The following is a 21,717-nucleotide window of genomic DNA, read 5'->3' as shown; positions in this document are numbered from 1 at the left end:
CTTGGAATATTTAATTACCTCAACAAAAACTGGTGCACTTTGGCTCGGAATGACTGGTGTACTATGCCTCGGAATGGGTGGTGTAGTATGGGTCGGAATATCCAGCTTTGCATGAACATCGCCAAATGTTCCAACCATTCTTCGTGAGAAATTGTCCTTCCCTCCATAATCTGGGTGTCTTGACGAAGTGCTTCAACCCAAAAATCATAAGAGTTTCTCGACCAGTAGAAACGTATCGCATCAGAAAGGAGCTGCTCAGATAAGCTCAGCGGGTCTTGTGCCGGATAATTAGGTGGAAGCAAATCTACAATGCCATCGATCAGAGGTTTTTCCACTCCCGCAGTAGCAATCAACTCCGCTAAACCTTTGGTGTTGTGCTGTTCATCCAGCCAAAATTCCAGTTGAGCGATATCAAAGAACCATGCAGCAATTTGAAGGCTAAACTGTTCTTCTGGGGACAGCATGCTTTTCTCCATAAGGTAGAGTACTTCCTCTACCAGTTTTTTGGTATGCTTGCCATTATAAAAGTGAAAACTCCTCGGGTATCGCTCCAGAAATAATTGATTTATATAGGCTTCGATTCCTTTTAGCACCATTTTATTTTTCATAAGTTGCCTCTTAAGTATTGTCCATTTTACACAACATCAAATTTGCCACTGTGAGTCTTATGAAAGGAGCTTTTGCCCGGTCGAATGTAAGATTGACTGATAAAACCCAACAGCTTTTTTGCTGTGGTTAATTTTATGCCGTTTGGTGGCTCTCCGTTTTGGTGAATCTTTTATTGTTAATTTTGCAGAAAGCTTTGACCACAGATGGATAGAGATGCCTTTAGTGAAGACCGAATATGGTATCATGAGAATACCTGTGCTACCATCAAGTGTAGATGCGATAGCATATATCACAACTGCACTTTCATTTTTTAGCCCTAGTGCAAGGAAATGAACCCGCTCAACCTCAAAATCATCGGCATTAAGTATTGAGCCGTTTTGAATACATTGTAAGGTTTCATTACTCAACCTAAAATCGTTGTAGTAGCCCTCGTTTTGCAAGCCAATAATTAATCTGATTTTGTTTGTTAAATTTTTCATGTCTTAAATATTATCGAGATGGCTCTCTTTATAAAATTTCACATCGCATCCTTACGGTTTCAATAGCCAATTACATGCCTGTTTGTAACTAATTGATTAATAGGTTTTTGTCTTGTTTCTTGCCTGTGTCAATCTTTCCATATCGTCAAAAGTTAGGTTGGTTAATCATATATGGTTAATTTATGAGCCTGATTCAAAATACCTATAAATCCTGCGCACCCCTTCAACCAGGCCAGTGTGGGACTGCCTTTAAGTTGAAACCCCTGAAAACTAGCAATTGGAACAATTGGTTTAATTAAAGCGAGAGGCCTTTTAAATTGCTTCCAAGAGTTTTCAATTAATGAAACAAACGAAAGAACTGAAACCTGAAGTCGGCTGAGCTGTGCATTTTGTAACCTCATTATGGAAGAATACGATACTTTCAATTTTTCCAAATACAGAAAACCGGACACCTCATCTTGATATTTCACCCTAGAGATGCCCCTTGGTGAAATACCGCTACCTTGAAATTGGTGTTATGGTTTCAATTAATTGATAATCAGGGTAGTAATATTTGGCATCCGCTTTGGTCATAGTTTTTGAGTCTTCATTGGCCTAGGATCAAGTGGACAAATTTCTTAAAACAAGAAAATCATGGAACACATAAAAAAACAAATCGGCAAAAAGCTCTGGGTGCTATTTGCAATAGTTTTATTTATAGCGGTAAGTATCCAGTTTACTTCCCCTAAAGTACTAAACCCGCCAGTGACCTCAGAAATTATGGTTAGCCCGGCAGTGGCTCAGATACTTAAAAAAAGCTGTTATGATTGCCATTCAAATCAAACCAAGCTCAAGTGGTTTGATAAATTAGCCCCGGTTTCCTGGATCGTCGCATCCGACATCAAAACGGCCAGATCCAGGTTCAATTTTTCCCAGTGGAACGACTTAACCACAGCTGATCAGCAGGTTAAGTTTTGGGAGATGATAAATATGGCCGAAAATAAAAAAATGCCTCTTCCAAGTTATCTCAGGCTACATCCTGAAGCTAAATTAGATAAAAAAGATATTGAAATCTTAAAGCAATATGCCCAGCGATTTATCATCTCTAAGCCTGGTGATACCATGGCTGTAAATGCAGCGGATAGGGAGTTTAAAATCTTTCAGGCCGGCAACAAATTCTCAGATCCTGCACCGGTTTCTCTAAACGGGATTAGATATTACGGTGACTACAGAAACTGGAAAGTCATGGTTGCCACTACGAGACTTGAAAACGGAACCATGAGGATCGTTTATGGAAATGATATTATTATCAGAGCTATCCAAGAAGGCAACATTAACCCATTCCCAAGCGGATCAGTTATTGTAAAAGTTGTTTGGAACATCATTGAAGACAGCGAAGGCAACATCCGTCCTGGTACTTTTAATAATACCCAGTGGATGGTCAAGGATGAGGTTAAGTATCCGGATACAAAGGGCTGGGGTTTTGCACGCTTCAACGGCACTAAACTTCTGCCTTATGGAAAGAATTCCGCATCTCTTACCGCATGTTTCAATTGCCATAAACTGGTTAAAGAAACCGGTTATGTTTTTGATCTCCCGGTTGAGAAAAAAGCAAATTAAATCAGTTCACTTTGCCTGCCATTCCTTCCAAAAAAATCATACATTAATAACCCATCTCAAAATGAAAGTCAAGCTATTATTATTTTCGATCATATTAACGGTCATATCCTGCAAACCAACTAAGGATAAAAGGGTGGTTTTTGACTCGAAAGGACAAAAGGCAATAACCTCATCGGTGAGTAAGAAACTTCGCACTGTTTCGATACTTTTTGGTAATCAGGCGGCTCTTGAAAGTGCTTTGAAGGGCGGAGCCCATCGCGGGGGCGAAATGTTCACTTTCGTTACCTGGAATCAGGACAATGAGAAATTTTGGTTTCCCGGACTTATAAACGGCAAAATCAAAAGTATCGAGGTGGTGAACATTGTTCTACGGGGCAATACCCTCAAACCAGATTACAGGCTCGTTCAAGGAACCGCACCTAAAAGATTGACAGACCAACTTTATACCCAATCCGAGCGAATCGAATTTATAACTTCACAAAGACCCTCAATATACCCCTAATTTCGGTCAATAAAAGCATTAATGTTAGATAACTCAGTAGGCTTGGGTATTACGGAAGGATAGCGCTCAGAAGGCAAATTCAAGTTTTGGTTGTTTCTTTAACTATCGCTCTAAGCAGGTACTTATCTTGTGATGAAAAATTCAAAAAAAGCATCATTTTGCCCTTTAATTGATTCTAAAAAGGCGCCGGGATTTCAATCAGCCAGTGAGTGAGATCAACTCAGCAGCCTCATTTTCTAGGTACACAATATTATTGGTGAGCGGCACCGGCTTCTCAAGGGGGGTAATTGCAGTGCACACGCTGGGTCGAGAAATGAGGGGCCGGAAAGTTTTTCAGAACATAGCTCCCCATTATACCGGACGCTCGGGATAAGCTATTCGTTCGGCAATTGTCGTTCTACCTCTCAACCTTTCTTCAATTAAATGATTAACGATTCTTTCCTTTCCTCAGCCGCTTTAGAGCCAGTTTATCAACTGTAAATATTAGTTTCCGTTGTAGGATTTTGTAGATTGGATATAATCACAGGACTAAATTATCAGATAACATTTATTTTTCGATTTCTCGAAACCATAAGGATGTGGTTGGGGGACTTATCGTGGGGAAAACAACACTAACCGCTCCTTTTTTAGCAGTGAATACATTCCTTGGGAAATAAAAAAAGCACTAAAAAAGTCTGTACTTCAGAAGAAATTTTGACCAATCAAAGACTTGCTGATGATGTGCTTTTAAGCCGAGCAATATAATAATTGGAAAACTGAACTTGGAAGTGTAATATAAATGGGAAATTCCTAAATAGATAAACAGACGGATCAAGAATTATCCCTCTGTTTATCTTAGTTTTTACTAAGTGGAATTTTCAGAAATCGATCACACTATGTAATTGTTTGGGCTGAAAAAATTATCCTTTCAATTTTTTAGCTATCTGCATTATCCCGTTAATACCTTTTTCAGGTGCTCCTACAACCTCTTTTTGCACATAAACTGCTGTGCTAAAGAAAAACCTGTGTTGCGATGACATACGTTCCTTTGGAGCTATTCTGGCGATCGAGTACTACGATCGGCCTGGTTTGATACTTGAAAGATATCTTTGCATGATGACCATCAAGGTAAATATTACCTCCAGCACTCCACCAGCTAAATTTAGAGTTGCCATATCGCTGAAATGTTTGCAGACTATATTCCGCAAATGGCTGAAAACGTACCGCGTCTGTCTTGAATATCGTCTTGGGAAGGAGGAGCCCGACCTGTGTAAACCATGAGGACCCTGTGCCTATGATCGGTGCAGAGTTGCCAAATCCAGCCTGCGATACTGTACCTGTATATCCCTTGGCTGGGCCGATATTTTCATTCATAATTGATCCGTTCCTGAGATAATTAGGTCCAAAATTATTCCGGTAGTAAACACTGTAGCCCGTAAACGCCCAGTTTAGCCGATTGCCTCCCCATGGAATATCTGCGAATATATCGGCGGCCCATATTTTTATATTATGATTGATAAGCGGCGAGCTCGCTGTATTATCCAGCTGTGTAGTGGTACCATTGGCGGAGTAGTAATATCCTGCTCCGATGTTTAAAACCTTTTTTGTGCCCACGTAACTTCCTGTAGAATACGGTACCAGTGTATTTTCTTTTTCTAAAAATTGCCAAGCCGCATAGCCCGTAGTGGAGAGATCGCCATTCGCGTTATTATCGACCGCGTAATTTATTTCCGGCGCATTAGCCGGATAAGCAACTGCCGGATTTAAGACCGTAAATGGCTTATTTAGTGCCCATCTGTAAGCAACAGGCCCTATATTTCCTTTTAGATAGATACCGATCTGACGGCCTAACTGATCAGAATTATCGATCAGTGGCCAGTTGTAAACCGGGGCATCAACTGCAAGAAAGTTAAATGAACTCAATGAACTCATTCGGCTGATTCCAACCCAGTAATGTAAACCAGCACCGATATAAAGAGAGGCAAAGTTATGCTTATGCGTCTTGAAGTCATTTTCTGGAACTACGGTATACTCATTCCAAAATTCATGTAGATATAAAGAGGGTTTTTTACCCAGAGTCCCGTTGAAAGTTCCAGCACCATTACCCGTATTTCCCCCTCCGGCCGATCCTCCGCTTGAAAAGGACTGATTGTCGATCCCCAGAGTTCCAAGGATAAGATAGCGCGGGCTCAACTGGCTGTACAATGCAAGCCGGAATTGTCTCACGCCGAAATCCAGCATATTGTCTTTAGCGATACCATTTACAGCAGTGCCAGGATTTAGGTCCGTGTAGCGAGCTCTAAAATCTGCCCACACCAAAAACCTGATATATTTTTTTCCCGTGCTGTCGAGCTTGATTTTTAATCCATCACCATAGGTTGGAGAGCCACCCTGAGCAAGCGCGTCGGCTGAACAGACCATCAGAAAAATGGCTGCAAGTAGTATTTTTTTTCTTAACCGTTTCATCTTAGTTTTAATTAAGTAGATAAATTATGACCTATATAAACGTTGGGCGTGTTCGGCTTTCTGACCCGTTTCATGAATAATCAGGCTGACAATCAGGGCAGCAGCCATAACGATTAACATAAAATTTCCCGCGCCCGAGAAATGCTTTTCATGATCGATCCCGGTTTCCAGGGTCTTTCCGTATAGTCTGGAGAAAATAGGTCCGAGGATAGCGGTGATTCCGAAAGTGATGAAATTTATCGCACCGGTCGCGCTACCTTTGACTTTATCTGGATTCGATTCCTTGATAATGGAGTAGGGGATCATCGCTGCGCCGGAAGCGGTTCCAAAAAGCAGCATAGTAATTATCGGAGAGATCATCTGAGGCATATATATGAGCTGCGCGAAGCAAAGAATCATAACGGAAATACTTAAGGAAATTACTGGTTTTCTTTTCCCCATAACGTCCGATATCCAGCCGATTAGTGGGCATCCTATTACCCAGCCAAGAGGTACCATTGAACAAACCAACACAGCGTTAGAATAACTATACATCCGATCATGCTGTAGAAAGGCAACTCCCCAGGTCATTGCAAATATAGTCGTGGGGGCGAAGAGCAGTCCCGAAATCATCCCGCTGAGATAGCTTTGTGGATTGCTGAAAACTATCTTGTAGGGCATAAGTATCCCAGCCATGTTTTTTTTGTTTTCCGGATTTGGCTTTTCTTTTGGAACTGTGAGGTATAGCAATACACAGATAATTCCACAGAGCACGGCCATCCCTGGCCAGAACAGTCCAACAGAAATCCCACCGTGGATCATCGGTCCAACTGCAAACTGGCCGACCGAGCCGCCCAGCATTCCAACGCACTGGGTAAATCCGATAGCTGTCGCCAGATATTTGGCAGCGAAGCCATGCGAGGCTAGATAAACACATCCAGTGAACGCAAATGCTGAACCGGCCCCCTGCAACAACCTGCCAAGGTCTCCCAGAAAAATACTGTGAGATGCAAAGATCAGGCAACCCAGGCAGAGTGTCGCTACCCCGATAGTTATGGGATAACGCGCACCGAATCTGTCCAATGATATTCCAGCGATCAGGCTCGTCACTGAATAGGTATAATAATAGGTGCCCAGAACACTGCTCACAGCAAGGGTGCTGATTTTTAGGTTTGCAGAAAGTTCGGGAATCATCACCGCAGGTGATGACCTGGCAACATATTCCAGAAAGTAAAAGATAAGTCCCAAAATCCATGAGATTATGAATGCTCTTTTTAAGGAATCTTTGCCTTTGTTTAAATCAGTATTGTCCATGGCGTTATTTATTTATGTAAACTAATCCAGCATTTCCTTAAGATGTTTGTAGTTAGATTTGACCGTATCCAATACTTCTTCAAACTTCCCTCCAAGCATCATTTTCGTCATCGATATCCCCATGCCTTCCATCATTTTAATATCGACTTTCGGCGGCATGGCTAAGGCGTTTGGATCAGTAAATATATTCACCAAAACAGGGCCTTTGAATAAAAATGCCTCCTGTAGCAATGAGTCTAAGTTTTCCGGATCATGTATGCTTATCCCTTTTATACCCATCGCTTCGGCAACCATGGCAAAGTCCGGATTAAGCATATCGGTCTCATTATCAACAAGACCCTGGACCTCCATTTCCAGCTTCACCATTCCCAGCGAGCGGTTGTTGAATACAAATAGTTTTATAGGTAAATTGTACTGCTTAATAGTGGCAAGATCCCCTAGTAACATGGAGATGCCCCCATCCCCACAGAAGGCCACAACCTGTCTTGATGGAAATGAAAGCGCCGCGCCTATGGCCTGCGGTAATGCATTGGCCATCGATCCATGAATAAATGATCCAATCATTAGCCTTTGGGTATTCGGGGTAATATAGCGCGCGCCCCATACACAGCACATGCCTGTATCAACCGTAAATATTGCATCCTCGCTTGCCATTCTATCCAGCGCATTTGCTACCGCTTCGGGATGGATAAGATCATATTTGCCTTTTTCAGCCATATATGATCGCATATGATCTTTTACCTTGGCATAAATATGGAGCTGCGCCTCCAGGAATGATGCGTCTTGTTTTAAATCCAGTAAAGGAATTAGAGCCTGTAAAGTCGTCTTCACATCCCCATACAATCCCATATCGAGTTTGGCTCGGCGTCCTAGTATCTCAGGACGGATATCTACCTGCACAATAACTTTATCTTTTGGTAAAAAGGCGGTATAGGGGAAGTCTGTCCCGAGTAGTAAAATCAGATCGCTCTCGTGCATGCTATGATACGCCGAGGGCAAACCTAAAAGTCCTGTCATTCCAACCTCGTAAGGATTATCAGGCTGAATGCTCATCTTACCTCTGAATGAATAGCCGACAGGGGCCTTTAGCTTTTCCGCTAGCGCGACAATTTCCTGATGGGCATCTACCGCTCCAATACCACCAAAGATGCAGATTTTGGAATGCCTGTTGATAAGCTTAGCCAGTGCATCTATTTCATCCTTTGCAGGTAAAATAGATGCCTTAGGGAAATAAACCCCAGCTTCAACGGGATTCTCAACTGCTTGCTCACCCGCGACATCACCCGGAAGACCTAAAACAGATACGCTTTTGGTATAAAGAGCGTGCTGAATTGCAGCCTGGGCCATTCTGGGTAACTGCGCCGCGGTAACTGCGATCTGATTGTAAGTGCTGCAATCATCAAACAGGCGGGTTGTATTGGTCTCCTGAAAAAATCCCGTCCCAAATTCCGAGCTCGCACAGGTTGCTGCAATAGCAATTACCGGGAACCTGGAACGCTGAGCCTCGTAAAGTCCATTCAAAAGATGAACGTGCCCTGGTCCACTGCTGCCTGCACAACAGCCAATACCTGTAAGTTCCGCTTCTGCTGAAGCGGCAAATGCCCCGGCCTCTTCATGCCTCACATGGATCCATTGAATGTCCGGGTTTTTTCTCACCGCATCATTAAATTCATTAAGGCTGTCGCCTGTTACGCCGTAGATTCTTTTAACCCCGGCTCTGGCCAGCATGTCGACCAATTGTTCTGCTACTTTTCTTGACATTTTCTTATTTATCTTAAGTGGGTAGGGAATGGCTGCCGATATCAGGAGACTTCCCTTTTTTAATGCAAATTCTTTTTTGTTTAGTCATGTTTAAGGCATATGCGACCTTGTTGCCAGCAATGAAAAAAATAAATGGGCCGAAGTCGTTTTCTTTTTACACCAGAACCAACATCGGCTTGTGTCCATTCACGACCAGCTCTTCAGATATATGCCTGTGGGTTAGGGAAAAGAAAAAACGCTCATTTCCAGGCATTGCGATTATAAGCTGCGAATAATATGAATCTGCAAATTTTATCAATCCAATCTGTTGATCATATGCTTCCTTTTCGTAGAGATAATATCGGAAGCTTTTTAAAATAGAATTTAGTAAATCATAGTTTTTGCTCTCCGGCAGTATCGCTGCAGGATGGTATCCAGGATTCGCTCTGTCTGAGGGGGTAGGATTCTTATTGTGCTGTAGGTGCCTCAGTCTATCCATATAATAAACCTCGGTTGAGGATTGATGATCAAAACTCACAACCGCGTGGGTGATAGACTGGTAGTTGCTCCCCGGCGGCACGATCATAATAGGTACCGTGATTGTCTTACAGATGTTGATAATCTGGTTTCCGATTACGCTTTCGGTTCCCATTTTGGAATTGTTGCTTCCAATAAGTACTAAATCAACTGTTTCTTTGGTAGCCAACTTGCATATCGCGCTGATGTTGTAACATTCCATAAGTTTCACATCGATTATGATATTGGGGTGCAGTCGTTTTTCGAGTCTGGCTTTCAGGTTAAGAAGCTGCGTATTCAAACTAAATTTAGTTCTCCTCATCTCTTTTCTGGCTTCATAAACATCACCCTGTGAATTCCACAGCTCAAGGAGCGGAGAGGCAATACAGTTGGCTACCAGAATGATATGCTCGAAGCCACGATCGTTGGCTAGATCAGCCGCATAATCAACAGCATGATAAGATGGGACTGAAAAGTCTACAGGAATCAGAATTGTTTTCATAATCACTTCAATAAAGTTCTCATTGCCAATTAACTTCAAGAGAAGGAGCTCCCTTTGTTGACTATAAGTGTTGAAGTATTTTCAACTCTGATGCCATCTTGTTATTCATTGATAATGAACATGTTAATGTTATTTAACTTCTCTGAATTTCTTCATATATCGCAGGTTGATTTTTAAATATTGACATTTCGCAAATGAAAAAGCCACTGCCATTCCTTTTCTGAAATTCATCTTTAAAAAGATTGATGTATGAGAAAAAGCTTTTGACCGAAACTGACGACCTATGTTTATTTGCCTCTGAGTCTGACTTAACTCAAATTCATTGAAGGTAAAGGCATTTTAGAGCGTTTGAGAGATCAAAGAAAATTTGTCGTTGTTAGAAAAACGTAGTGGTTAACAATAAAATCAAACCTATCTGATCAAGCTCCTGGACTCATTTAATCTTCATGCTCAAAAATTCTACTGGCTATGATGGCGAGTAGGGTCGTCAGAAGCATAAGGAATAACACTGTCGATAAATTTCCGTATTTCAGAAGAAATCCGAATATCAATGGCCCGAGGCCATAGCCGATAAAGAGCGCGCAGAGGCCCAGCTGAATATCCCGTTGATCTCCTCTGGTATTGCCGAGCTTCCCAACAATTCCGAAAAACAGCGGCTGGGTGATGTTATATCCCACAGATAGTAGGCCGAGGGCTAATAATGTCATCCAGATAGGCACATCAAGCAAAATCACCACCATGGAGAGTGTGAGGATAAACAGGCCAATAATCTCCATTTTTATTATTCCCGGCCACCTAGATAATGCTGCAAGTATCACAACCAGAATCAGTCCCGGTAGTCCAAAGTCGAGAAGAAAAAATCCCATGAACATGCTCCCCAAATTATACCTGGCGGGCAATAACGCATTGACCAAGATAAATAACCCAGAGTGAAATATTCCATTTAATAATATGAACAGTAGAATGCATATTCTTCCAATCCCATGTTTTCTCCCATTACTATCGCCTTTGCTGATGGTAATTTCTTTAAGATCGGCCGTTTTCCAGCTCCATAGGTAGCCGCTAATAAGCGCCAGTGTTGTGCAGATTATTCCCATAACAGCGAATTCTAGCCGCCAGCCCAAAAAATCATATGCTAATAACCCAAAAACAGGCCCGAAAGTCATTCCGCCAGCCATACCGAATATAATTATAACAATCGGCATCAGCCTCTTCCTCTTCGGGAAATGGACAGCTATGATTCTAAAGGTTAGAGGCAGGAAACTTCCCATCGCAACTCCACAAATTATTCTGCTTGTGAGCAAAGAGAAACCGTCTTGACTCAAATATGCTGAAAAAGCGCTCAGGGCGAGGGTGATGCTGGTCATTTGAAAGATTTTCTTCTCACCAAAGTGGAAAATGAATTTTCCGCTCAAAAGAGACGAGATTCCCATTGATATGGTTATTGCAGGTATTAAAAATTGAATCAGCTGCTTTCCTATATCCATATCTGCGCCAATAATAGCAATAAGCGGTGCAACCATATAGATTTGAAACATCATAAGAAAAGCAACTGCTGAGGAGGTGACCACTATCTGCCAAGGCAATTGATCACCTCGCCCAGACTTAGTTGAGAATCTATATGGGTTTACCTTATCGTTCACCATCTCTGTAGTCTATTTCTGTTTCGGGATTTAGCGACTGTATTGGCTTAGGTGTTTTTTCAGAAGCGTTCTGGCATTGTAAATTCTTGTTTTCACAGTGCCTACTGGGATGTTGAATTCAATTGCTATCTCAGAATATTTATAGCCTTCGAAAGAACGCTTAAATGCCTGTGCATATTCCTGTGGAAGAAGGCCAATTGCTCTATGGATATCCATTGAGATGAACTTCGCGGTGGCTGCATTTGTTGAGCATCCCATACGAAGTTCCGAACTATTCAAATCATCGGTTTGAACGATCAGCGTTCTGGTCATTGACCTCCTTCTGTAACTATTGATGAAGGTGTTTTTCATGATAATAAATAGCCAGCCATAAAGATTGGTGCCTTCTTGGAAATTATTGTAAAACCTGGTCGCTTTAACCATTGTATCTTGAACAAGGTCATGGGCGTCATCTAAGTTTTTGGTAAGTCTCAATGCGTATTCAAATAGTGTATCATGATAGTTTTTAGCCATAAAGCCTAATGTTTCATTTTTCGTTTTCATTTTGTATTAATTTTTATGAATAACCTCGATTAGTTTCTTTTTTTTTGCAGTGGAATAATTATCTTGATTGGCAATCACCCCCCTGAGTTAATGGTTCATCTGCCAATAGAAGGCCCCTTTTTCCGCAAAATGTTTCGATCGCATGCAGGTATTTATAGCTGCTGCTGAAATGATCGTAACATACATATACTACCAAAAGAGAAAAGTCCGGGAAAATCGGATAGGGTTCCTCAACATCACATATTAGATTATACTGACCTCCCAGGCGAAAATCGATAATGAACCCTTCATCGTACAGTAAAATGATTCTTCTTGTGATCTCTCGGTTTACCAGACGCCTGCCCGGGATTCTTGTCTTTGCCAGTAGCATGATTTATTCTCCTTAATAGTTTTTTTCTATCAATTGAAATAAACGTGCCTGTTTTTTAATAATCTGATAATAAAGACTTTGTGTATTTATTTTTATTTTTAAAGATGCTTTTATTCGTTAAATGGTTATCCAATCGTGAAATATCGTTTTAATACCTGACGTTCTGATTTGCTTGGATGTCTGTTGATTATTTTTTTTTCACAAAGAGGAAAAGGCATATTTATAAAGATCTGTCCAGAATTGGCAAAAAGCCGCCAACGCAGCTCATATTGAAATCAACACGCTTAGCTCACCTGTCTTGGGGTGGAGCGTGGTTGCTTTGAAATCCAGTTAGGGAGCTGTCAACGCCTTACTTTTCAAGTTAATCGACGTTTCTAGTGCATCTAATTTATATTGACACCATCGGATGACTTATTATCGAAATATCACTCATTGCGATAGAACTAGCGAGATTTGGGTATTTTATTTCAATTATTTATTTGTTAACTTGTTGTTTTATAAGTGTTTAATATTTGGTATAAAATTTTCTTCTATCAATCAGATGTTAATAGGGCGTATCTTTAATGTAATGTTCAAGAAATATTTTGAAATCAATAGGTATGATTGTTAGGGATAAGATCTTTGGGATTGACAGGCGGTGCTTTCTTACCCAGGCCGGACTGATAACTCTTGCATTGGTCACTTCAAATAAAAGTAAAATCATGAAAATTCCTAAGGGCGTAACAATCAGGCTGAGTGAATACTCGGTCGAGGAAACCATCAACAGAATTGCTTATTTTCTTCAGGGAAAGGGTGCAACTATTTATGCAAGGATCGATCAGCAGCATGAGGTAGCGAGGGTCGGCAAGAGGATTGCACCCCTTGAATTTATTATGTTCGGAAATCCCAAGGCAGGTTTCGGTGCTATGTCTGCAGTACCGGTAGCTGCGCTTGATCTCCCGCTAAAAATTATAGCCTGGGAAGATGAAAATAAGCAGGTCTGGATAGCTTATAACCAGCAAATTTATATTAGAGAACGTTATGAGCTTCCGGCCGATCTCATAGCCGGTTTCGATCTTGACGCTGTTGTCAGCAGCGCACTCTCCATATGATATCGACAATATTCAACAACAGCATCCGCTGCTGACTTGATTTAAATTTCTGAAAATGTATTAAGGGTATCCCTAAAAAATGCGATATCGTATTAGAACCACATCCTACTCTTGATGCGCAAAATCTTCGATGCTTTTGGCGGCATTTTTATGCCCTGATTTTTTCTGATGTCCTGTAGCCGAAAGAATGAAAATCATATATAATTCTCTTTTTTCCCAGACCAGCACATAAATAGGTTTCCGGCCCCATCTGACAAACAAAGATTTTGTAAACCCTAGCTTCGGGTTTATTAGGCAATAACGCTATGCGTTGATCTCTCAGATCTATTAGGGTAAGGTGATTATTAATGGGCCGATATCTAAGCTTAAATTTTATTAAAAAGTTATTCTGGTGAACAGCCTTTAACCTTTGAATTAATATAAAAAGTCAAATTAAATTACCATGTCTCATTTGAATAAAAGAAATATTGCCATGGTGCGAAACTGGGCCCTGTGATAAATTGGAATTCTTTCCATTAGCAAATAACTCATCAAATATAGTGGCCCAAATTCGTTGACATTCCAAGGATTAAGCACTTAAATAATGAAATATCGTCATCAATCAATTTCTTTATTTGCGATAAATTGTTGATTTTTAGTGTTTTAATTCGTGGCATGTGCTTTGGATTTATTTGGTAAATGAATAAAAACATGGAGACACAAAAAACAACCAAGGTCGTAACTATACCACCTTTTGAAGATGATCCGGCTCTCTCGGTTGAGGTTAAAGCCTTTTTAAAGATTTTAAATCAACCCAATGGTATTCCAATGGAAACTATGGCCCCGCTGGATGCCAGAAAAGTTTTCGAAGGCCTTCAACAGTCTGTTAAAGTAGACCTTTCTGGAATCGAAGAGCGAGAGCTGACAATTGAGGCTGATGGATTCAGTATCGTTCTTAATATAGTCCGTCCTGAAGGTGTAATGGACATTTTGCCTGTATTTATATTTATTCACGGCGGAGGATGGATTCTTGGAGATTATCCAACCCATAAGCGCATGGTGCGTGACCTAGTTGTCCTGTCAAAAGCCTGTGGGGTCTTCGTCAATTATACCAGAACACCCGATGCGGCATTTCCCAGAGCAGTTAACGAAATTTATGCGGCCACCAAATGGGTCGCTGAGCACGGAGATCAGATTCAGGTTGACGGCAGCCGCCTAGCGGTTGTTGGAAACAGCGTGGGTGGAAATATGACTGCTGTAACGGCACTTAAGGCCAAGGCAATGGGAGGACCGGAAATAAAATTGCAAATTATGATGTGGCCAATAGTGGACAGTGATTTTGAGACCGGCTCCTACAGGAGGTTTGGTCAGGAGCGTTTTCTAACAACCCCATTGATGAAGTGGATGTATGATATGTATATCCCCGATCCTGAAAAAAGAAAGAATATATCTGCCTCACCTCTCAGAGCAACCATAGAACAGCTTAAAGGACTTCCCCCGACTCTGATTCAGGTTGCCGAAGCAGATGTGCTGCGAGATGAAGGCGAAGCATACGGGAGAAAACTCGATGAGGCCGGCGTCAAGGTTACCTGCATCCGTTATAATGGGGTAATCCACGATTTCGGTCTGTTAAATCCGATAGCAAACATTCCGCAAACCAGATCCCTATTCGTACACGCTGCTGCGGAACTTAGCAAGTATTTATTCTAGAAATCAACAGTTTAAATTTTATTTATTATGAAAACTTTTCACAAATACGCAGGGACGGGCAGAACCCTGCTGACCACACTGGCCATCCTGCTGCTTTCTATGACCGCACATAATGTATATGCACAGCAAGATTGGGCGACAGATGAGCATCTGAGTCCGAAGGTAAAGGATTTTTTGAAATTGCTGAATACAGGCGGCCCAGGTTTGGAAACCTTATCTCCAAAAGATGCCAGGCAGGTACTGGCAGACGCCCAAACAGCATTTAAAGTAGATATGTCCGGAGTTGCAATGAGCGAGAAGACCATCAAAAGTGACGGTTATACAATTAAGCTCAATATTGTAAGGCCTGAAGGTGTTAAAGGGGTTTTGCCTGTGTTTATTTTTATACATGGCGGCGGATGGGTACTAGGTGATTTCCCGACCCACATGCGCATGGTCAGAGACCTGGCGGTTTTATCTGGATTTGAGGGGGTATTCGTGAACTATACCAGAACCCCCGAGGCTATATATCCCCAACAGATTAACGAGATCTACGCAGCAATTAAATGGGTAGCAGCGAACGGATCCCAAATCAATGCAGACGGAAAAAATATGGCTGTTGTTGGCAACAGTGTCGGAGGGAATATGACCGCGGTAACCTCTATTATGGCAAAAGAGCAGAACGGCCCGAAAATAAAACTTCAGATTATGATGTGGCCTATTGTGGATTCAAGTTTTGACACAGAATCATACAAGTTATTCGGTCGTGATCGTTTCCTTTCCACTCCAACGATGAAATGGATGTACGACCTGTATATTTCCGATCCGGCAAAGCGTCTGGATATCCATGCCTCGCCTCTACAAGCCACCACCGAGCAGTTAACAGGGCTACCTCCAGCCTTAATACAGGTCGCTGAAAATGATATACTAAGGGATGGCGGAGAAGCTTATGGAAGAAAGCTCGAACAGGCAGGCGTCGAAGTGACTACTGTAAGATATAATGGCGTTATACATGATTTTGGACTATTGAACGGAATGGCAGATATTCCCCAGACCAGATCCCTATTCATACAGGCGGCTGCGCAATTAAAGAAATACCTAAAATAGAACTATATCCCTTATAGTTTGTAAGATCTCTGGGTGACATCATTGTTTCTAGCTTTACAAGGTTAGCCGGAACCCGTTCTCGTGAAGGCTATGTGCGGTGTCAGAAGCCTCAGCTAAAGATGTGCTTAAAAACAGATTGTATTTACGCTGAAAAAGGTTACTGCCATAGCTGATGAAAATGTGTTCCACTTAAAGGTGGGGCACATTTCACTTTTAATTAATATCAAATTATATGTCGCTAGCAGTATTTTCTCAGGGGGAACCGATTGTTCAGCAATTAACGGGGAAGGAGGCCACCGGCAGTCAGAATGCTCAGGTCATCCAGGACGGGCTCAGCCCTGATATGGCTTTTTTTGCCCATAACGTTCCGATGATTTTTTTACCCAGTCGAGATCTGAGGGGACAATTATGGGCATCAGTGCTTTCGGCTTGGGCGGACTTTACAAATGTTGTCAGCGACTCGGAAATTATGCTTGATAACTCATGTCTATTATCCAACACTGAGGACATATTCTGGGGAAATATGGAACCCGACCAGGAAATAGGAATGCTTTTTATCGACCTGCAGACCAGACGCGGCGTTCCCATCAATGGTTGGATAGCCCACAGGGAATGTACTGGAGAGTTAAAACAGAGCAATGTTATCCGAATTGTCGCAAATATCCCGCGATGGATTATTTCATTAGAAACATTTCACCAAGCACCAATGATGAGGAAATTAAAAGAATGGATCAATCTAGCTGACATCTGTTTTGTTGCAAGTGCATCAAAATCAGGCAAAATGGATGTTTCCCACCTGGGTGGGATGAGCGGATTTATTACACTCAAGGGCGCTGAAATTCTTATAATTCCCGATTATGATGGAAATAGCCTATTCTGCACGCTGGGCAACTTTTTGCAGAATCCAGTCACGGGGATCACCTCTCTGGATTTTTCCACCGGTAATACTTTACAGTTCACCGGTACTGCAACTGTAGATCTCAATGAAAAGTGTGCTTTTGAAAATGGCAAGAGGAGATTTTGGAAGTTCAGAATTATGTCGGAAATTTCTGGAAATTCAATTAATGGATTTTCTATTCGGTTCATTGATTTTTTTCCCTTCAACTCAAAGTAAATTTATTTTAAAGATAATTGTTATGCACGTAAAATTTCATTATGAAACCCTGTCTTCAGGAATTGAAGAGTTGAAAAAGCGAGGATTTATACTCGATTTCAATCTTCAGGAGAATAGCTTTTTTAGTCCCGAAAGCAAGTTTCGGGTCGGTGACTTTAAAATCGTTGATATTTATCGCTATGAAGGGGATACCGATCCAGCCGACGAGGTGTGCCTTTATGCGCTGGAATCTGTTGCTGGCAACCGGGGATTTCTTCTTGCAAGCTATGGCGCGTCGACTGATGAATACTCCACCAAACTACTCGCCTTACTCAAAGAGATTAGCTGAAGAATATAGGGCCACTTCAAGGAACAGAATTTTGCGGAATTCAAGCCGATTGATATCATTAAATATCATCATAACCGAGATTTTAATTGCTATGTCGCTATTTCATAAAGGGATATAATTTATTATAGTATTGATTGTTAGTTATTTATGATTTGGTATGCCTGTTGTAATTCATGATCTGAAATACTTTGATTATCATGAAAATTAATATCAAAATAGGGGACAGCATCGATAGCATTCAATACCCTCCAGGCAAGAAATCGGAAGTGCACAAGGATAGCGAACAATCCAATTTTTCGATGGAACATTTAAAAGTCTTGGAAAAACGAGAGCTTTACTTGTGCTGGGACATAGAAGAAACAAATCGGGAATGGGTTAAGTTTATTTGAGTACGGATTAAATTGAAAAAGAAAGACAAAAATATTTGGTTTGGGTTTCTTCATCGGGCATTCAGGATTGAAATCCCGTGAGGCAGTTGGTTGCAGGTCCCTTGATCCAGGGGGCCTGTTTTCTTCGCCCAGGATATCCACCCTCGAGCATTGCCAAGATTATATACAATCACTGAACACCGCTTAATTTGGATCGCGTTTTTCACAGACAGCTAAACAATTATTCATCAAAAAATAAAATGAAAGAAATTACAAAGTTTCAGGCGTTCATAAAATGTAAATGCCCCAGATGTAGGCGAGGAGATATTTTCAGCGGCAGCGCCTATGCATTCCGCCTTCAGAAAACAAACGAAAACTGTCCGGTATGTAATTTGAAGTTTGAACGGGAGCCTGGATTTTTCTATGTAGCCATGTTCGTAAGTTATGCAATGAGCGTTGCCGAGATTATCTCGACAGCGGTAGCCGCCTACGTTTTTGGACTTGCCCTGGTTTACGAGAACTTATGGTACTTTGCAGGCATTATTTTCCTGAGCGTCCTTATCGCCTCACCGATGAACTATCGGTATTCCCGGGTAATTCTGCTTCATTACCTAACACCTGGTTTACATTATGTGCCCCAAAATCGGGATGTTGATGCCTGAGCTGCTGTTCTACCCCCCGTGTATCTCTATCGTCGGTGGCGTTATCATAGCTAATAAATTCATCTCCGGATTGTCTGAATCGAGGATACCTCATTAATAGAATATATTATCCTATGATTGTACTGGTGCAGAAATTCTGCACTTATTTTCTTGCAAATGCAAAAAACATATTTTAAATTTAGTATACACTAGATAAACCAGACTTTGTGCGGGGATTTCCGAGAAACTGTACCAACTTTATAATCTGGAAAATCCCAATTTTTGGAATGCCCCTGATGATGATAGTATTGCCAAAAAAAATCATATGGATATTCTCCTCTTGGAAATAAACTTGGATTCCATTGTAAACCTCTAAAAATTAAAATCAATGGGTAAAAAAAACAAGTGCGTGTTAATACTTTTATCCCTGCTTGTTCCCCTCTGCATGAGTGCGCAGCTGAGAAAACTGAGTTCAGAGAAACAGCAGCTTTTTATCCAGCTGAGCTTAAATTATTACACCGTTGTAAAGGAAGGAAGAGTCGATCAGGATAGCAGTCTTCTTCTGGTAACCCGTAAAAACAAACTAAGCAGATGGACAGTCATAATGGATGGCTTTGGAAACGGGCTGACCTTAACCGATAATAAATGGGTTGATACCAGGCAGCCCTGGATTGCGAGCTCGAGATTATCAAAACTTCGAAACTTAGCGCATCTTAAAGTGCTTGTGATGCTGGGAGCTTACTACGCTTACCAGCCAGGCTATCATCAAGCCGACCGGGACAGCGCCCAATATTACTTATCGCAGGCAAAAAAAGAAAGCGAATCTCTTCATTCAATTTTCTGGCTGAACCAAACGCTCTGCATTTTGGGCAAAAACTATTTTAAAGGGCAAAAAATAAAAGAAGGAATGGACTGCTTTCAACTGGCCATCACAAGTTGTCAGCAGACAGGGGATAAGTTGACCGAAGCGAAGGCATGGGACCTGCAGGGAAGCTACATTCCGCCAAATGAGTCAACCCTGAAGCTGATTATAGAAAGCCTGGAAAAAGCCACGAAAATTTATCAAAAAACCGGGGCGCTTGCCAAAGAGGTGAACTCCCGAATGAACTTAAGCTATATATATTTTTTGCTCAAAGCCCTAAAGGTCTCTGAAAATAATGCGCTAGCCGCTTTGGCTTTACAGGATAAACTTAATTTTCCATACCTGCATTATACCTATGATATACTATCTCTAATCGGCAGTATTACCGGAAGCGAACACAAAGATCTAACTTATGAGATGAAAGCAATCAAGTCTTCAATAGCCACAAAGGATAGCCTAGGACTTGCCTACTTTTATACCAGAATGGGACATACTAAATTCGGACCAAAGGAAACCTCATACGCATTTTCAGATTATTACCTGAAAAAAGGTCTGGAAATATTCACCCTAAACCGAGATCCCGATATATATATGGCATTGGTCAATTATGTCAGCAATCTTAACGGTAACGGGAAATCCGCACAGGCGCTTCAACTATTGCAACGGACGCTTAAAAGTATTCCTCCTTCGAGCGAACGCGTAGGGAATATGGTCAATCAGTCAATCGCAGAGAGTTACCTCGGCCTAAAAAACTATAAACTTGCAGAAAAATACTATTTACTCACCGAACAGATCCACCAGAGGGACACTCTGGTTACCAAGAATATGCGATCCGCACAGATAAAATATGTTCTGGGCATGTTTTATTTTCAAAGAAAAGACTACGCTAAGGCAGATAATTATCTACAGAAATATATTTCCCTAACAGGACCTAAGGATAATGAGATTGTCTCACTATCCGAAGTTCACAGGATTCTCTATAAACTCGATTCAATACGGGGGAATTATCAATCTGCTGCAAGGCATTTACAGGATTATATCAGTCTGAACAACAAGTATAATAGCGCAAATGATGCCAAAAGCATTGCCGGACTAAAATTGCAGGTCTTGATGACCCAGAAAGAAAAAGACATTCAACTCCTTCAGGCGAACAGTGAAATGCAACAACAGCAAGCCCGCAGTACAAAAATATATATCTATATAGGATTAGGTATAGCTCTTTTGATTATCATCATGCTGTATAGCCGGTATTATATCAATCAAAGACAAAAGAATGCAATATTCAGAAAAAATAGACAGTTACTCAAGGTTATAAAAGAAAAAAATGAGCTTATCATTTCCAGGGAATGGCTGTTAAAAGAAGTGCATCACCGTGTCAAAAACAATCTTCATACCGTTATCTGCCTTTTGGAATCGCAAGCTGGATATTTGGAAAATGATGCCCTAAAAGCACTTGAGATCAGTCAGCACCGTATATATGCAATGTCGTTAATCCATCAAAAACTCTACCAGTCCGATGATATCAAAACGGTGGACATGTCAACCTATCTTCCTGAGTTCGTAAGTTATTTGAGCGATAGTTTTGACACAGGGAATCGGATCCGCTTCGACATTTCCGCCGATCCCATAAAGCTGGGGGTAGCCTACGCCGTGCCGCTATCGCTGATTATCAATGAAGCGGTAACTAACGCGATAAAATATGCCTTCCCTGATGCTAGAAACGGAGTCATAGATGTTAGCCTGACTGGAAGTGACGATCATGTAATTTTGAGGATATCTGATAATGGTATTGGAATTGCACAAGAGCATTTAACCGGCTCTTCGGCAAAGCTAGGATTGAAATTATTGAGGGGGTTATCTGACGACATTAAAGCCGACAGTAACATTGAGAATAATGACGGAACGAAAATAACAATTGATTTCAGGGTAGAAGAACTTATGCTTGCCACTTTGAATTGACAGGTTGATCTAAGCAATTATTGAAAGATATAACTAGAACAATACATTAAAACCATAATATATGGATGCATTTAACAAGCGAGTAAGATACGCTAAACATTAAAACGCATATTAGCCCTGGAATAGTTACAGAACATGACTCTGATCTGCTCAAATAGCAGATCAGAGGTCAATGTCATCTTTCGAGCTATTTTCGGGAGATGGAAAATAAGAAAAAAAATTGGTGAATAATGGTAAGCAGCCTACCAAGTACATCTTTTAAATAACTTTCGCGATGTTTTTCTTTGCATAAAAGAAATATATGAGAACATCAGAAGAAAAAATGTTAGCAGTTGAGG

At 41.2% G+C, this 21,717-nt stretch carries 18 protein-coding genes; 8 read left to right on the top strand and 10 right to left on the bottom strand.

All coding sequences use genetic code 11. The features are described from left to right. Positions 1–14 precede the first annotated feature (14 nt). The 3 genes from ACFOUY_RS10355 to ACFOUY_RS10345 form a co-directional block, all read right to left on the bottom strand. Entirely contained in the window at positions 15–608 is a 594-nt protein-coding gene (locus ACFOUY_RS10355) for a hypothetical protein (RefSeq protein WP_378960477.1), read from the bottom strand. Between the two features lie 57 nt (positions 609–665). Further along, positions 666–1,088: a hypothetical protein gene (locus ACFOUY_RS10350; protein WP_378960476.1), complete on the bottom strand. Its 423-nt coding sequence runs from the start codon at positions 1,086–1,088 to the stop codon at positions 666–668. A gap of 161 nt (positions 1,089–1,249) precedes the next feature. Continuing rightward, positions 1,250–1,489: a hypothetical protein gene (locus ACFOUY_RS10345; protein WP_378960474.1), complete on the bottom strand. Its 240-nt coding sequence runs from the start codon at positions 1,487–1,489 to the stop codon at positions 1,250–1,252. Between the two features lie 232 nt (positions 1,490–1,721). Between ACFOUY_RS10345 and ACFOUY_RS10340 the strand changes: the two genes are divergently transcribed. Both ACFOUY_RS10340 and ACFOUY_RS10335 read left to right on the top strand, forming a co-directional pair. Next, positions 1,722–2,687: a heme-binding domain-containing protein gene (locus tag ACFOUY_RS10340; protein WP_378960473.1), complete on the top strand. Its 966-nt coding sequence runs from the start codon at positions 1,722–1,724 to the stop codon at positions 2,685–2,687. 61 nt (positions 2,688–2,748) lie between these two features. After that, positions 2,749–3,189, top strand: a complete 441-nt coding sequence (locus ACFOUY_RS10335; protein WP_378960472.1) for a hypothetical protein — start codon at positions 2,749–2,751, stop codon at positions 3,187–3,189. A gap of 990 nt (positions 3,190–4,179) precedes the next feature. Here ACFOUY_RS10335 and ACFOUY_RS10330 read toward each other — a convergent pair. The 6 genes from ACFOUY_RS10330 to ACFOUY_RS10305 all read right to left on the bottom strand — a co-directional run bounded on the left by ACFOUY_RS10330 (position 4,180) and on the right by ACFOUY_RS10305 (position 11,871). Then, the gene (locus tag ACFOUY_RS10330) at positions 4,180–5,634 is read right to left on the bottom strand and encodes a hypothetical protein (protein WP_378960471.1); all 1,455 of its coding nucleotides are present in this window, start codon (positions 5,632–5,634) and stop codon (positions 4,180–4,182) included. A 24-nt stretch (positions 5,635–5,658) separates the two neighbouring features. Next, a complete protein-coding gene (locus tag ACFOUY_RS10325) occupies positions 5,659–6,927 on the bottom strand; it encodes an MFS transporter (RefSeq protein ID WP_378960470.1) in 1,269 nt (422 codons plus the stop codon). A gap of 21 nt (positions 6,928–6,948) precedes the next feature. Then, positions 6,949–8,688: a thiamine pyrophosphate-dependent enzyme gene (locus ACFOUY_RS10320; protein WP_378960467.1), complete on the bottom strand. Its 1,740-nt coding sequence runs from the start codon at positions 8,686–8,688 to the stop codon at positions 6,949–6,951. Positions 8,689–8,842: 154 nt separating this feature from the next. Beyond that, complete coding sequence (locus tag ACFOUY_RS10315) at positions 8,843–9,685, bottom strand: universal stress protein (RefSeq protein WP_378960466.1); 843 nt, start codon at positions 9,683–9,685, stop codon at positions 8,843–8,845. A 437-nt stretch (positions 9,686–10,122) separates the two neighbouring features. Next, entirely contained in the window at positions 10,123–11,226 is a 1,104-nt protein-coding gene (locus ACFOUY_RS10310) for an MFS transporter (protein ID WP_378960479.1), read from the bottom strand. A gap of 132 nt (positions 11,227–11,358) precedes the next feature. Next, entirely contained in the window at positions 11,359–11,871 is a 513-nt protein-coding gene (locus ACFOUY_RS10305) for a sigma-70 family RNA polymerase sigma factor (protein WP_378960465.1), read from the bottom strand. A gap of 969 nt (positions 11,872–12,840) precedes the next feature. Between ACFOUY_RS10305 and ACFOUY_RS10300 the strand changes: the two genes are divergently transcribed. From ACFOUY_RS10300 to ACFOUY_RS10280, 5 genes are all read left to right on the top strand, one after another. Further along, the gene (locus ACFOUY_RS10300; protein WP_378960464.1) at positions 12,841–13,332 is read left to right on the top strand and encodes a DUF302 domain-containing protein; all 492 of its coding nucleotides are present in this window, start codon (positions 12,841–12,843) and stop codon (positions 13,330–13,332) included. A gap of 690 nt (positions 13,333–14,022) precedes the next feature. Further along, positions 14,023–15,021 carry an alpha/beta hydrolase gene (locus ACFOUY_RS10295; RefSeq protein WP_378960463.1) on the top strand — a complete coding sequence of 333 codons (999 nt, stop codon included), beginning with the start codon at positions 14,023–14,025 and terminating at the stop codon, positions 15,019–15,021. A 27-nt stretch (positions 15,022–15,048) separates the two neighbouring features. Beyond that, positions 15,049–16,107, top strand: a complete 1,059-nt coding sequence (locus tag ACFOUY_RS10290; RefSeq protein WP_378960462.1) for an alpha/beta hydrolase — start codon at positions 15,049–15,051, stop codon at positions 16,105–16,107. Between the two features lie 232 nt (positions 16,108–16,339). Beyond that, positions 16,340–17,221 (top strand): pyridoxamine 5'-phosphate oxidase family protein, encoded by an 882-nt coding sequence (locus ACFOUY_RS10285; protein WP_378960461.1) that lies wholly within the window; start codon positions 16,340–16,342, stop codon positions 17,219–17,221. Positions 17,222–17,243: 22 nt separating this feature from the next. After that, complete coding sequence (locus tag ACFOUY_RS10280; RefSeq protein WP_378960459.1) at positions 17,244–17,549, top strand: hypothetical protein; 306 nt, start codon at positions 17,244–17,246, stop codon at positions 17,547–17,549. A gap of 926 nt (positions 17,550–18,475) precedes the next feature. Here the strand turns inward: ACFOUY_RS10280 and ACFOUY_RS10275 are convergent. After that, positions 18,476–18,673 (bottom strand): hypothetical protein, encoded by a 198-nt coding sequence (locus ACFOUY_RS10275; RefSeq protein ID WP_378960458.1) that lies wholly within the window; start codon positions 18,671–18,673, stop codon positions 18,476–18,478. Positions 18,674–18,946: 273 nt separating this feature from the next. Between ACFOUY_RS10275 and ACFOUY_RS10270 the strand changes: the two genes are divergently transcribed. After that, positions 18,947–21,379 carry a tetratricopeptide repeat-containing sensor histidine kinase gene (locus ACFOUY_RS10270; RefSeq protein WP_378960457.1) on the top strand — a complete coding sequence of 811 codons (2,433 nt, stop codon included), beginning with the start codon at positions 18,947–18,949 and terminating at the stop codon, positions 21,377–21,379. Positions 21,380–21,717: the final 338 nt, after the last annotated feature.

Origin of the sequence: Pedobacter jamesrossensis (genome assembly GCF_042650905.1) — a bacterium.
Lineage (GTDB): Bacteria > Bacteroidota > Bacteroidia > Sphingobacteriales > Sphingobacteriaceae > Pedobacter > Pedobacter jamesrossensis.
Note: the sequence above shows the minus strand (reverse complement) of the source record. Positions and strands in the feature narration are given on the sequence as shown.